This is a genomic window from Paenibacillus sp. VCA1 (assembly GCF_031583795.1).
GTDB lineage: Bacteria > Bacillota > Bacilli > Paenibacillales > Paenibacillaceae > Paenibacillus_AQ > Paenibacillus_AQ albilobatus.
In genome coordinates, this window is the sequence record NZ_JAVLSX010000004.1 from 263010 (window position 1) to 276603 (window position 13594).

The following is a 13594-nucleotide window of genomic DNA, read 5'->3' on the forward strand; positions in this document are numbered from 1 at the left end:
CAGGCGACGAATTGGTGCAGATCGTGTCCAATGCGCTGAATAGCGATGTGAATACCGTGACCTCTTGGGCGGAACGCTTCTATGCAAGTGGAAGCCATGCCACGCGCGGTCAAGCGGCCTATCTGCTGAACATGGCGCATGAAGCGATGCTTTCGCCAAAGGCGAAACTCACGAAAGGTCAGGAAATGGCTAATATCCTTGGCAGCACCGATTGGCAGGGGACGAGAGTATACGACAAAAATCATAACGACTTGACGAAAGAGAATGCAAACTTCATCGGTCTGGCCAAATATGACGCGAAATCCGGAAGATATGAATTTTTCGACGCCAAGACAGGTGAAAGCCGCGGCGACAAAGGCACATTTTTTGTTACGAACGACGGGAAAAAGAGAATATTAATTTCGGAATCGATGAACTACCAGGCTGTCGTGGACATAACGGAGCTAAATAAAGATGTCTTTACTTATAAAAGATTGGGCAAAGACGCACAGGGCAACGATGTGGAGGTGTTTATCGAGCATGTTCCTTATCAAGGGAAGAAGCTTGCTTTTACCGATCCGGACAAACCGTTGAATTCGATTACCGGCGATATCGTCAAAGACGTTGATGGAGATCGAATTTTAGGCGGCACGCTTTGGAACGGAACAAAGGTATGGGATGAAAACGGCAATGATGTCACCGCGTTTAATTCCAATTTTATAAGCCTGGCGAAATTCGACGACAAAATCAACCAATATGAGTTCTTCAACGTAAAAACAGGCGAAAGCCGCGGTGATTACGGCTACTTCGATATTGCGCACGAAAATAAAATCAGAGCCCATGTTTCCATTGGAAAGAGCAAGTATGGCGCCGTTCTGGAGCTTACTGAGCTGAATGACAATAAATTTACGTATAAAAGAACGGGTAAAGACAAAGACGGCAAAGATATCACCGTATTCGTCGAACATGAGCCGTATCAAGGCAGCTTGAATCCGAAATTCACTTTCTAAAAATATTCAATAAGACGGCAAGGAGCCCAAAGAGATGTCCCGTACGGTAAATTTGCATAGACCGCCGAAAGCCCGATTCGTTTAAAATATGTGGAATTGAAAAACAGCGGCGTCAGGGATCCTGCCGTCGACATGTAACTAGAAAAAGCGCCGCGGAAACGGATTCATCCGGGATGGTATTCCCGGCCGCCGGCGCTTTTAATTTTGCAGCCCCATGAACCTGAAATGCTCTACTCCTCTTGTTTCGGCTCGGTCGCGACCGGGCAAAAGCCGGGGTTTGCCAAGCACATCAACTCCGCGAACTGTGGCTGAAGTTTGGAAAGCTCCGCGAAATAGCTGCTGATGACGTGGTTTCCGCCGATCGATCCGTTTTGGAACGTCAGAGGCGAAGAAGCGGGAACGTGACTGTAATAATATTTTTTATCGCGTTTAGGCAGTTTGTACACGGGGGGCGGGGCGTGGGTGACGACGTCGAACAGGTTGCAGGTTCGCCAGCTGCTGCGAACGTACTTGGGAAACACTTTGGCAAACGCCGGATCGCCTACCCGCGGAGAGCCGTATGTAAACAGGATCGGAGAAGCGAAGCGGGTGTTGGCCGCGACGTCGATCGCGCATAACGTCGCAAGGGCCGCACCCAGGCTGTGGCCGGTAACGTACAGCGTTTTGTCCGGGGACATTCGCGAAAGGGCAGACATCACTTGGCTGCGGGCTGAGGCGTATATGCCGGTGAACCCGCGATGCGTGAGACATTGTTCCTTCACGTATTTGAAGCTTTTTTGCGAAGCGATCACGTCCGAAATCCAATTGCCGGTGGAACTGGTTCCGCGAAACGCAATGACGATTTCCTGCGGCGCGTCGAGAATGAAGCCAAAACGTTCCCATACCCCCGTAATGGACTTGGCTTCGATCACATCCGCGACCGTATAGTTTGCCGGAACGACAAAAAAGCCGTCCGGGTGATTAAATTGCGCATAAGTCTGTCCGCATACGGCAGCGAGAAAAATTGCCCGCTTTTCCTGGTCCGAATTCACGCCCATACCCACCCCGCCTTTCTCTTCTATACCATATTAGAGGGGAAGGAAATAGGTGCCTATGCGACGAAAGAACATGGAAAGCAGTCGATTGGAGTTGACTTTAATTTTAATGGAAGGTATTATAGATACACGAACTCTCTTATTTGGGGGGTGATGATATGAAATTCGACATCCGGAAAGTGATGATATCCGCCGAGGAAGCGATGGAGCAGCAGTTGCGTAACAAAAAGATTTGCGAGCTTGCGCAAAAATAACTGTGGAAAAAACGGCTATTTTTTTGAACATATTAAGGATATAAGATATCTTTAATATCTACTTTCAAGCGAGAAAGGTGGACACAAAATGATCTATGATTGTGCGATCGTGGGCGGTGGGCCGGCAGGGTTAAATGCCGCCTTGGTGCTTGGCCGTGCGAGACGAAACGTTGCGATTTTTGATGATGACCAGCCAAGAAACAGGGTCACGCGGGCCTCTCATGGGTTTATTACGAGGGACGGCGTAACGCCTGCCGATTTCAGGCGGATTGCCTATGAAGAAGTTTTGAAATATCCTTCCGTCAGGCATTGGCAGACCGGGGTCACCGGTGTTCGGAAAACGAAAAACGGTTTTTGCGTTTTGACGGCTTCCGGAAAAGCCGTAGAGGCCCGGAAACTGATCTTTGCTTCAGGGTTGAAGGAAGTGCTTCCAAACATCGAGGGCTTGCACGAATATTACGGAAAAAGCGTGTTCAATTGTCCGTATTGCGATGGTTGGGAGATGAGGGATCGACCGCTTGCGGTCATTTCGGAAGAGCCTTCGGTTTTCCACATGGCCAAGCTGCTGTATAACTGGAGCAAGGATTTGATCGTATGCACGAATGGAGGTGCCCCGCTTACGGACGAACAGCGGCAGAGGCTGGAATCCCGGGGCATCCGCGTCATTCGGACGCAGGTCGTCGCGTTTTCGGGACATGACGGACAGCTCGAATCCATCCGCTTTGCGGACGGCAGCCTGATCGAGCGGGGCGGGGCTTTTATTACGCCCAAATTTTTGCCGAAAGCCGAATTTAAGGATGCTCTGGGATATGAAACGAATGATGACGGAGGCATCGCCGTCGACGCTGCGGGGAGAAGTTCCGTCAAGGGAATCTATGCCGCCGGCGATGCCGCCTATGTTCGTCCTTCGCAGGTGGTTTATGCCGCAGCCGCGGGCAGCAAAGTCGCCATAACCGTCAATATGGATTTGACCGATGAGGATTTTGGAGAATGACTCCGGTTTTCGACTCCGATCGCGCGCTGGGAACATCCAGGTTTCGTGTATTGGTTCTCGTCATTTTGCTCCTGGCGGCTCACGGGGGAACGATGACAAGCGGGGAAATGGCCCGCCATCTGCGCGTTCATGCCGTTTACTTAAGAAAAATCATGTCGCCGCTGCTGAAGAGAGGGATCATTGAAGCGAAGGAAGGGAGGGATGGCGGGTATACGCTCAGAGCTCCTCCCGATCATATTTCGCTTGCCGTCGCGTTTGAAGCCGTCAGCGATGAAAAATACAAGCCGGGAGATCAAGACGCCGGGGCGGCGGAATCGGCTTCAGACGGCCTCGATCAGGTGATCGTCGAGGTGCGGCATTGCGTCATGAACTGTTTGGCAAAATATTCGATTGCCGATATTTCGGCGGATAACATCCGCTCCGGTTTATTTTCTTAACCAAAACCATTCAAAAAGAGAGGAAGACCGACATGACCATTTATCATGCAACCGATTCTACATTCAAAAAAGATCTGCGGAGCGAAGGGGTTACGCTGGTGAATTTCTGGGCGTCTTGGTGCGGGCCTTGCCGCATGTTTGCTCCCATTCTCGAAGCGTATGCTTCCGATAACAAAAGCGATGTCAAAGTCGTGAAAGTCAATGTGGATGAAAATGCCGAGACGGCGGCCCGATTCGGAATTATGAGCATTCCTGCAACCATATTGTTCAAAAACGGGAAACCGGTCGCCAAAGAAATCGGGATCCTGTCCAAGGAAAGTCTAAATCAATGGGTAGCCGAATATTTGTAAACGATGCCCATGGCGGACACCTGATTCCAACATTTTAAAGTTATCTATTTCGCACCGCGCGCAAATCTTGCGCGCGGTGCTGCGTTTGCGTTCAGCCGGACGATATGTTTCCCATAAAACGTCTAAATTTTTAGACATTTAAATTCCGACTGTCTAATAAAACAAACAATGCCATGATTTACAATTGGAGCCTTTTCAACTTGTTGTACAACGTCGCTCTCGAGATGCCGAGCCGCTTCGCGACCGCAAGCTTGTTGCCGCCGTACGTTTCCAGCAGCTGCTGAAGCAGGCTGCGCTCGTATTCATCGAGCCTCGCCTGAAATTGAGCGCCGTCCAAGTCCGCCTTGTTGCGCGGATCGGGAGTTTGGCCCGCAGCCCCGTTTTTTTGGTCGCCCGTATAAATGTTCGCCGGCAAATATTCGCGTTTCACTTCGCCGTCGGTCGAGAATATGACGAGCCGTTCAATCGTGTTCCGAAGCTCGCGGATGTTGCCCGGCCAATCGTATTGCAGCAAATCCTCGAATACGTCCGGCGTGAAGGATTGGATGTGGCGGCCGTATACAAGGGAAAATTCATGCAAAAACGACTGCGTCAGCTCGTAAATATCCTCTTTGCGGTCGAGCAGGGGAGGGATGTCCATGGAGACGACGTTCAATCTGTAATACAAATCCTCGCGGAATGCGCCTTCGGCGATCATTTTTTTCAAATCCCGGTTCGTCGCGGCAATAATTCGGCAATCCGCCTGTTTCAGCTTGGTTCCGCCGACCGGAAAATAATTTTTCTCCTGCAGGACGCGCAGCATTTTGACCTGCATCTCCAAAGGCATTTCCCCGATTTCGTCCAGAAACAGGGTGCCTCCGCTCGCCAGCTCGATTTTTCCTTTTTTGCCTTTCGGGTCGGCTCCGGAAAAAGCGCCTTTCTCGTAACCGAAAAGCTCGCTTTCGAACAGCGCGCCCGGAATGGCCCCGCAGTTGATGGCGATAAACGGGGCGTCCGCCGCTTCGCGGCAGCGATGGATCGCCTGGGCGAACAATTCCTTGCCTGTGCCGCTTTCGCCCTGGATCAGGACCGTTGCTTTGGTCGTGCTGATCTTTTTGATCGTGGCGATGCTGTTTTTGATGGCGGGACTCGTACCTTTGATATGCTGAAAAGGGTCGTTCGAAGGCGAAGGGCTTAACATCGCGACTTCCTTCTGCAGGTGATGGACCTTGCTTGTCATCTGAAGCAATTCCTGGTGAAGTTTCATCTGCGTGCTTAAATCGGACTCTGCCGCGACGGCGCCGATGATCCCGCCATCCAGCGTTACGGGTTCGGAGTTGATGAGAACGAACATGTCCTGGCGCGGCCGGTGCAGCTTTTTTTGTACCGATTCGCCGGTTTCGAGCGTCTTCAGCGATTGCAGCCGGTCGACGGGGAAAAAGTCCGAAGCGGGTTTTCCGATAATTTCGTTTTTTTGGATCGAAAACATATGCTCCGCGCCGGTCGTCCAGCCTGCCACGCGTCCATCTTCATCAATGATCGTAATCGCGACGTCGGGGTTAAGCGCTTCCAACGTAGCCGAGAAATAAGCCTCCAAATGGCGATGGGCTTGAACAGCCGCTTCAATGACGTCCCGGGCTGCGATATAACCGGCAGGTTTGCCGTCCTGAAGCACGATTGCAAACGGACAGGAAGCAAAAGCAGTGGAGATGCCTGGCAAGGAATCCTCCGCATGCACCGTCCGGACAACGGCGATATGGAGTTCGCCGCCGGCTTCCGCCGGCCCGGTTACCAGACCGTAACGGCCGGCTTGCAATTCCAGAAAAACCGGGCCGTCTTCCGTCATTTCCGGACCGTTCCGAAGGAGCTCCAGATCGGCCGGAAGGACGATTCGATAATTCGTTCGGATCAGACGTTCCGGACTGGGCAATACATGTTTCATTCTGCTGCCCCCTAACCAAGACGAATAATGAAGTGAAGTTCTTAATTCATCGATAGGGCCATTATACCCAGCCTGTTTTTGGGTGTAAATCACTTTCGGTTTCCAAGGATTTTATTTCAGTATTTTGCAAAATTCGATTCCTGCCGCTCCAGGTACAATACATAGACGAATTAAACCGTTTCGCTCTATATATTGCTGATTGGAAGTCGCTTTTTGGATTTTTGCAAAATCATCATTTAAACATGTTTTTCAGAACCATCCACAGATTTGCCGGTTTTTCGGCCAACCGCCGTGTATAGTATGGATACCACATCGTTCCGTACGGCATATAGCAGCGAATCCGGTAACCTTCCTTTGCCAATCGTTCCTGCTCGTTCATCCGCAAGCCGTAGAGCATCTGGAATTCAAAAGCATCTTTGCCGATGCCGTTTGCACGGGCGTATTCCTTGACCCATTGGATGATGCGGTCGTCATGGGAGGCGATGGCGGTGTATACGCCCCGGTCCAGATGCATGCGGATGATTTTTTGATAATTGGCGATGACTTCGCTCATTTGCTGAAAGGCGACCGTTCCCGGCTCTTTGTAAGCGCCTTTGACCAAACGGAGATTGACGCCCGCATCGATCAATTTCCTGACGTCTTCCTCGGTGCGGCGCAAATAGGCTTGAATGACAGTGCCGACGTTGGTCAGCCCTTCTCCGTGCAGACGGAGCACGATGTCGATCGTAGCCTGCGTAAACGGCGAATCCTCCATATCGATCCTGACGAAATTGCCGTGTTTTTTGGCCCGGCCGACAACCTCGCGAATGTTGGAGTAGCATGCTTCCGGATCGAGGGCCAAACCCATTTGGGTCGGCTTTAAGGAGACGTTCGAAAGGACGTTTCGCTCCGCGATGCCGTCCACCAGCCTTAAATATTCCTCTTTATATCCGGAAGCCTCGGATAACGCCTTGATGCCTTCCCCCAAATGGTCGAGCGTCACCATAATCCCTTTGCTGTTCAGCACCTCGATTTCGTTCAGCGCTTCGGCAAGCGTATCCCCCGCGATAAATTTGCTTGCCAGTTTTCGTCCATATTTGAGCGACAGCTTCTCGACCAGCTTGTTGCCGGCAACCGAGAGCAGCACCTTCCGGTACAATTCGGTACGGTCCATGTGACCCATTCCCCTTTCGATGTATCGCTAATCGTTCTTGACATCATGATTCAAGCAAAAAATATGCCAAAAAGGAGTTTCGCCCGTGTTGGCATGATTTTTGCTTCTTACCAATGCAGGAACGGATGAATTTTCCGAAAACGATAAGGAAGGATGGTACGACTGATGAGATCCGAATTTAAAAACGAGGTATTCGTCAATTTCAAGGAAGAAAGCAACAATGCGGCCTACGACGCGGCGCTGAAAAAGGTGGAAGCCGAACTCGGCAAAGTGTATCCGCTTATGATCGGCGGGGAAAAAATAATGACCGACCGCAAAATCGACTCGATCAATCCGGCGAATACGTCGCAGGTGATCGGCACGGTATCGCAAGCCGACATTCCTTTGGCGGAAAAAGCGATTCAAACGGCGGCAGCGACGTTCGAGACGTGGAAGCGCACCGATCCGGGCGAACGCGCACGGTACTTATTCCGGGCCGCCGCGCTGCTGCGCCGGCGCCGCCATGAATTTTCGGCCCTGATGACGTTCGAGGCGGGAAAAACGAGAGTCGAGGCCGACGTCGAAACGGCGGAAGCGATCGATTTTCTCGAGTTTTACGGACGGGAAATGCAGCGCCTTAGCTTGCCTCAACCGTTAACGGTCAGCGAAGAGGAAGAAAACGAACTGTATTATATTCCTTTGGGCGTCGGCGTCGTCATTCCTCCGTGGAACTTCCCGCTGGCAATCATGGCGGGGATGACCACGGCCGCAGTGGTGGCTGGCAATACGGTGGTGCTGAAGCCGGCCAGCGCGACGCCGGTGATCGCGGCGAAATTCGTGGCTTTGCTCGAAGAGGTGGGGCTGCCGCCGGGCGTCGTTAATTTCCTTCCGGGGCCGGGCGGACAGGTAGGCGATTACCTCGTGGATCATCCGCTTACCCGGTTTATCAGCTTTACCGGTTCCCGCGACGTGGGGCTGCGGATCAACGAACGTGCAGCCAAAACCCAGCCGGGACAAAAATGGATCAAACGCGTCGTGGCCGAAATGGGCGGAAAAGATGCCATCGTCGTGGACCAGGAGGCCGATCTGGACCTGGCGGCGGACGTGATCACCACCTCGGCGTTTGGTTTCTCCGGGCAAAAATGCTCGGCCTGCTCGCGCGTGATCATACATGAAGAGGTATACGATACCGTGCTGAACAAAGTGGTGGAGCGCGCAAGCAAGCTGATCATGAGCAATCCGGCGGAAGCGTCCGCAAACCTCGGCCCCGTCATCGACGAAAAGGCATACGCCAAAATTTTGGAATACATTGAAATCGGCAAGCAGGAAGGGCGGCTGGTGCTTGGCGGCGGGACGGGAGAACCAAACGGATATTTTATCGAGCCGACGATTTTTGCGGACGTCGAACCGACGGCACGCATTTCCCAAGAGGAAATTTTTGGCCCGGTCGTCGCTTTTACGAAAGCCGCTTCGTTTGACGAAGCGCTGGAATTCGCCAACAATACCGTTTACGGATTGACCGGCGCCGTCATTTCGCGGAACGGGGCCCATCTGGAAAAGGCCAGACGCGAATTTTTCGTGGGCAACCTGTATTTCAACCGCAAATGTACGGGCGCGCTTGTCGGCACGCATCCGTTCGGCGGATTCAATATGTCGGGAACGGACTCGAAAGCCGGCGGCCGGGATTACTTGCTGCTGTTTACGCAAGCGAAGCTCGTATCAGATCGATTCTAAAATTTTAGACAGTGGCGGCGGTAGTTTTATGGCATGCTTTCGAGTACTGTAAAAAGAAGACCATCTTTTCATTGAACGACCTGTGCGGAAGGGGAGAGGCCATTGTTAGGCTATCAACTTGTGCAAGATCAACGCTTGAAGCTGGCGATCACTCCTGAACTGAAGCAATCCATCCACATTTTATCGCTGCCCGGCGACGAGCTATTGCAATATTTGCAGGAGCAGGCGACGGAAAACCCCGTTTTGGAGCTTGAAATCCGCAGAGAAACGCCGGTAAGCGATGCCACAATCGGACGCGGGGGAGGCTCGCTTGCAATGGATCCATTCCTGAACGCGGCGGGCAGGCAGGACACGATGGAGGAAAAGCTGCTCAGCCAGCTTCGCCTCCTATCGCTTCCTCCCGCCGTATTCAAAGCGGCCGCGTATATGGCGGGCAATCTGAATGATGACGGGTATTTGGACGTACCATTAGCCGAAATCGGAAAGCGTTTAAACGTTGGCGAACCGCTGCTTGAACTCGCGCTGGAGAAGCTGCAATCTTTGGAGCCCGCCGGAATCGCCGGCAGGGATCTGCGGGAATGTTTGAGGCTGCAGATCGTCCGGGACCCGAAGCCTGTTCCTTTTGCGCTGGACGTCGTCGAAGGTTATATGCAGGACGCGGCAAGCGGGAACGTTGGCCGGATCGCCTCCGAACTGCGGATAACGAAAGAGCAGGCGGTGCGTGCCCTGCAATATATCCGGTCTTTAAACCCGCGGCCCGGGACGGCGCTTGGGGTCTTCGAGCCGCAGTTTATCGTCCCCGACGCCGTGGTCGAGCGCCATGCGGAAGGCTTTACGGTTTTGCTTCATCGCTCGAGCCTCCCTCGTTTGTCCATCAGCGGCGAATACCGGTTATGGGCAAAAAAGCATCCTTCCGCCGAAGCGATGTCTTATGTAGACCGCTGCGTCAAGTCGGCGGCGTGGCTCGTACGCTGCGTGGAGATGCGAAAGGCTACCCTGCTTAAAGTGGTGCATGCCATGATGGAGGAGCAGCGGGAATTTGTGAGCGATGGCGTCAAAGGCTTGCGGCCGATGACGTTAAACAAAATCTCGCAAAAGCTGAATATGCATGAGTCGACGGTCAGCCGCGCGGTCAACGGCAAATTTGCGCTCACCCCGCACGGCGTGTTCCCGCTCAAATATTTTTTTGCCGCGGGCGTGGCGAGCAGCGATGGAGGATTGGCTTCCTCGCGCATGGTCAAGGCGAGAATCAAAGAGATGATCGATGCCGAAGATAAAAGCCGCCCGTATTCCGATCAGAACATCACCGATCTGCTTGCCCTCGAGGGAATCCGGCTTTCGCGCAGAGCCGTGGCCAAATACCGGGAAGAATTAAGAATCATGTCCTCGTCGGGCCGAAAAAATAAAATATAAGCCATCGGCTGCCCGCGGAAAAACGATTTCCGGGGCAGCCTTTTTGAATGCCTGCGGACAATCGAAAGAGGCCGTCCCCAAAGATCTTAGATCTTGAGGGCGGCCCCATGAAGAACAACCGCGGATTCAAACGTTTTCTGCTTCGAGGCCTGTAGAAAGTGAACCTAGAGGTCGGGTGGCTTTCGCTCGCCCATAAACTGCTAAAGAAAGCGGCGATAGATCCAAATAAAGACATGGCGGTGCTGGGATAACTTTGTGACACCACCATGCCCTTATAATAAGCGTAATTTTCACTGAAGTGAGCTGCCTCGTCAAACAAGAAACCTACTTTTGAGACAGCCCCCATCGACGTGGTGAAGACGATTGGCAAGCTGCGGGACTAGTTGCTGGCTGGTTTTTGGAAGCGGAGAAAGGCCGCCGTTATTGGCCGGCTGCCCGCTTCTCCGGATCGTGTTGGGCTGCCGCAACCCAGGCGTTCACGCCTTTTCCCATAAGCTTCAGCGATTCAAGCAAATTATGCGCCAGCACAGGCGGGATGGCGTCCCGGTCCAGCATGCCGGCTTCCGCGGCCAGCCCGAGGCTGTGGTCGAAGCCGATCGCCTGGAACGCGACTTGGCTGAGGGATTCGCCCGCGGCTGCTTCCGCGCTGCCAAAAAGTTCAGGATGTTGGCCGGGGGTTTGCAGCGAGACGGCGAGACGAAGGTCGCCGCACAGGTTGGACAGATTCAGCGCGCAATGTTTTACCGCAGAGGAAAGCCGCGCGAACCCTTCGGTGTTTGTTTCGGAGCGTTCGACTTCTGCCGGGTGCTGCGCTCCGATTTGAGCGAATTGCCGCAAATGGAATAATATTTTGGGTCCGATCAACTCATCATCGCTGCCGATGCGGACTGCGTTTATGCCGGAGGTCAGCCGGAAGTCGGCGGCGGCGATGCGTTCCAGATCCAGCCGAAGCTGCTGCGCGTACTCTTCCAATTGCCGGCCGATCCATGCCGGCGTTCCCGGCTGCCAATGCAGGCGTTCAGGTCCCAAGCGGGCATCGATTTCCGCTTTTTTGACCATCAAGCGGCCGACGATTTGATCGATGGAAACAATCAATGCTTGGGATAATCTGTGCGATGCGATCCGGAGAGCCGCCGCGACGACGCCGCTTGTTGTCTGTCCCATATTCACATGCCGGACCGGGTCGATGACGGAATAATTGCCTTTATCTTCAAGGATGAGCTCCAGCGCCCGGTTGGCGATAATTTCATTCAAGTTCATATTCAGGGAGTCTCCGGAGATGTCCTGAAGCCAATCCACGATAATCTCCCGTCTATGTTTTCCCTCGATCACTTCCTCCGACGCCCTTATCAGTGCCTTGCCCATTTTGACCGGCAGCTTGCCCGATTCGGCATGGGCCAATGCAGCGGCTTTTTTTACGCAAGCGATCGCACCGATCAGTTCATCGTGAACAGGCATGCCGCCATGATGCGGAAGTTTCTCGGAGGCACGCAGGGTCCGTATTCCGTAATACGCATGGGAGGGCAGCACGCGGGCTCCCAATCCGTCTTGTTCGATTCTGATCATAGGTTTGGCTTCCCCTTTCGTTATAAACATCAGTCGCAATTGCTGTCATTATGTTATTAAGCAAAATCCGTTCCAAAACAAAGGGGGATCTATGCTATTTTTTTTGCAAATTTTGATCGTTGGTCTCCTTTGCGGAATGTTATGATGGAATGGTCCAACCTCCGCTGACGTTGCGAACCGATAGGTGCGCGGCAATGCAAACGGCAGGACGGCTTAAGCGAACTACAGGAAAGGGGGGCACGAAATGAAATACATAAAAGCAAACGGCTTCGAAGACAACGAACTTTATTATTTCGAGATCAATGAACGCGGGGCTGCATATCGGCAGGTTTCCCTTGGGCAAGAAGGGTGCCGCGTATCCATCGCGCCGGATTTTCAGCTGTGCGAAACGGAAGTAGAGATCTTCGACGGGGACGAAGAAATCACCCCCGAGGCGTTTGAAGAAGTTTGGCATACGGCGGTAGAGCCTTACAAAAACGCATGGGAAGAAACGAAACGGCAATATCGGCCGGGCACAACCGTCACCGGGACGATCCAAATGTTTTATCCGCAAGGGGTCATCATCCGGTTGGACGGGGAGTCTTACGCCGTTGCAAACGATCCGGTGCTGAGAATGCATACGCCTCCGGCGTGGATGTATCCAGGCTATCAGGTTGAGGGGACGGTCTGCGGTGCCGATGAAAGCAATTTTTGGATCAAGCTGGAAAGCTGCAGGGTAACGGGGAAAAGAACCGATTCATAATTCACACGGAGCGGCAGGCAAAGTTCTCACACGCAATTGCCGGCTGCCGTGAAGGCGTTTGGCGCTATGCAGCGTGGCGTTGGTTGGAACACGGCCCGTTTTTTACCGGAAGCAGATCGTATTGGCGCCCCTGCGGAAACGATTGAAGGCCTGACCTGCATGGCCGAAGCCGAACGCATCGACCATTGGATTTAAAAAAGTCCCTGTCAGCAAATTGCTGAAGGGACTGCGGCTTTGAATTTATCGGATGTTTTATCCAAGCAAAAGGTTTGTTCGGCTAAAGCTCCCGTATCTTATTTGATGGTAATTTTAAAGGAATGATCGGCCGAGTCAAACGCCATACCTGCTCCCAATCCTTTGACGATGACTTGCAATGGCACGTAGGTAACACCGTTTATGATTTTGGGTGCGGCGCTGGCCGTTTCGGATGTTCCGTTATAAAATACGATGTTGCTGCCGACGGTCAACGTCACTTTATAGGAGCCTTTTGTTACGCCAATCGTTCCGGTGCTTTGATCATAACTCAAGCCGGCTCCCAACGCTTGCACGAGGTCCCGAAGAGGGACGAGGTTCGTATTTTCATAGATTAACGGCGCGTTCGCAAACTCGACTCTTTTCCCGTTTACGAAAACATTGATCGATGATTTCTGGTAAGACGGTTTCGGTGCAGGTTTGGGCTGGGATGTTTGCGAATTCGAACGGCTCGATTTGGAGGAAGAACCACTCGAGGATTTTTTTGAACCGGATGACGAGTGTCCGCCGTTATGGTAATGGTACTCGCCATATTCCAGTCCCCATCTGGAACAGTTTGTCCAGCAGGTATGGCCGCCGTTCGCATCGGTTCTGCCCGGATGCGCAGTTGCGGCGGTGCTCGAAAACAGAAATAGTAATGCAAAAGAACTAGTGAGCAATCTCTTTTTCATGTACACATACTCCCTGTTGGTATAATATACCTATAATATAACATAGACGAGCGTAATAAGGGAATATTTTGATATAATGCTAGAAATGATGCATTCAACCCATAG

At 52.5% G+C, this 13594-nt stretch carries 13 protein-coding genes and 1 pseudogene; 9 read left to right on the forward strand and 5 right to left on the reverse strand.

Annotated features, from left to right (window positions below):
• The first annotated feature begins 35 nt into the window (after positions 1-35).
• Positions 36-989 (forward strand): DUF4822 domain-containing protein, encoded by a 954-nt coding sequence (locus RJP21_RS31260; protein WP_483874786.1) that lies wholly within the window; start codon positions 36-38, stop codon positions 987-989.
• Positions 990-1219: 230 nt separating this feature from the next.
• On the opposite strand, the gene RJP21_RS10450 is transcribed toward RJP21_RS31260, so the two are convergent.
• Positions 1220-2026 (reverse strand): lipase family protein, encoded by an 807-nt coding sequence (locus tag RJP21_RS10450; RefSeq protein ID WP_310859205.1) that lies wholly within the window; start codon positions 2024-2026, stop codon positions 1220-1222.
• A 339-nt stretch (positions 2027-2365) separates the two neighbouring features.
• On the opposite strand from RJP21_RS10450, the gene RJP21_RS10455 reads away from it, so the two are divergent.
• The 3 genes from RJP21_RS10455 to trxA are packed head-to-tail and all read left to right on the forward strand — an operon-like array spanning position 2366 to position 4058.
• On the forward strand, positions 2366-3271 hold the full coding sequence (locus RJP21_RS10455; RefSeq protein ID WP_310859206.1) for an NAD(P)/FAD-dependent oxidoreductase: 906 nt from the start codon (positions 2366-2368) through the stop codon (positions 3269-3271).
• Complete coding sequence (locus RJP21_RS10460) at positions 3268-3708, forward strand: RrF2 family transcriptional regulator (RefSeq protein WP_310859207.1); 441 nt, start codon at positions 3268-3270, stop codon at positions 3706-3708. The genes RJP21_RS10455 and RJP21_RS10460 overlap by 4 nt, the downstream gene beginning before the upstream one ends.
• 32 nt (positions 3709-3740) lie before the next feature.
• On the forward strand, positions 3741-4058 hold the full coding sequence (gene trxA / locus RJP21_RS10465; RefSeq protein WP_310859208.1) for a thioredoxin: 318 nt from the start codon (positions 3741-3743) through the stop codon (positions 4056-4058).
• A 178-nt stretch (positions 4059-4236) separates the two neighbouring features.
• Here trxA and RJP21_RS10470 read toward each other — a convergent pair whose 3' ends face one another.
• Both RJP21_RS10470 and RJP21_RS10475 read right to left on the reverse strand, forming a co-directional pair.
• On the reverse strand, positions 4237-5979 hold the full coding sequence (locus RJP21_RS10470) for a sigma-54 interaction domain-containing protein (protein ID WP_310859209.1): 1743 nt from the start codon (positions 5977-5979) through the stop codon (positions 4237-4239).
• A gap of 232 nt (positions 5980-6211) precedes the next feature.
• A complete protein-coding gene (locus tag RJP21_RS10475; protein ID WP_160044367.1) occupies positions 6212-7132 on the reverse strand; it encodes a proline dehydrogenase family protein in 921 nt (306 codons plus the stop codon).
• 165 nt (positions 7133-7297) lie between these two features.
• On the opposite strand from RJP21_RS10475, the gene pruA reads away from it, so the two are divergent.
• From pruA to RJP21_RS31450, 3 genes and pseudogenes are all read left to right on the forward strand, one after another.
• Positions 7298-8845 carry an L-glutamate gamma-semialdehyde dehydrogenase gene (gene pruA, locus RJP21_RS10480; protein WP_310859210.1) on the forward strand — a complete coding sequence of 516 codons (1548 nt, stop codon included), beginning with the start codon at positions 7298-7300 and terminating at the stop codon, positions 8843-8845.
• Between the two features lie 102 nt (positions 8846-8947).
• Positions 8948-10258, forward strand: coding sequence for an RNA polymerase factor sigma-54 (gene rpoN, locus RJP21_RS10485; protein WP_310859211.1), 1311 nt, complete (start codon positions 8948-8950; stop codon positions 10256-10258).
• Between the two features lie 101 nt (positions 10259-10359).
• A pseudogene (locus RJP21_RS31450) lies at positions 10360-10509 on the forward strand (transposase); the annotation flags it as partial.
• A gap of 169 nt (positions 10510-10678) precedes the next feature.
• On the opposite strand, the gene RJP21_RS10490 reads toward RJP21_RS31450, so the two are convergent.
• The gene (locus RJP21_RS10490; protein WP_310859212.1) at positions 10679-11824 is read right to left on the reverse strand and encodes a lyase family protein; all 1146 of its coding nucleotides are present in this window, start codon (positions 11822-11824) and stop codon (positions 10679-10681) included.
• A 244-nt stretch (positions 11825-12068) separates the two neighbouring features.
• Here RJP21_RS10490 and RJP21_RS10495 point away from each other — a divergent pair, with 244 nt between their 5' ends.
• A complete protein-coding gene (locus tag RJP21_RS10495; protein ID WP_310859213.1) occupies positions 12069-12566 on the forward strand; it encodes a hypothetical protein in 498 nt (165 codons plus the stop codon).
• A gap of 66 nt (positions 12567-12632) precedes the next feature.
• Positions 12633-12761, forward strand: coding sequence for a hypothetical protein (locus RJP21_RS10500; protein ID WP_310859214.1), 129 nt, complete (start codon positions 12633-12635; stop codon positions 12759-12761).
• Between the two features lie 98 nt (positions 12762-12859).
• Here the strand turns inward: RJP21_RS10500 and RJP21_RS10505 are convergent, their stop codons facing one another.
• Positions 12860-13489, reverse strand: coding sequence for a copper amine oxidase N-terminal domain-containing protein (locus RJP21_RS10505; RefSeq protein ID WP_310859215.1), 630 nt, complete (start codon positions 13487-13489; stop codon positions 12860-12862).
• Between the last annotated feature and the right edge of the window lie 105 nt (positions 13490-13594).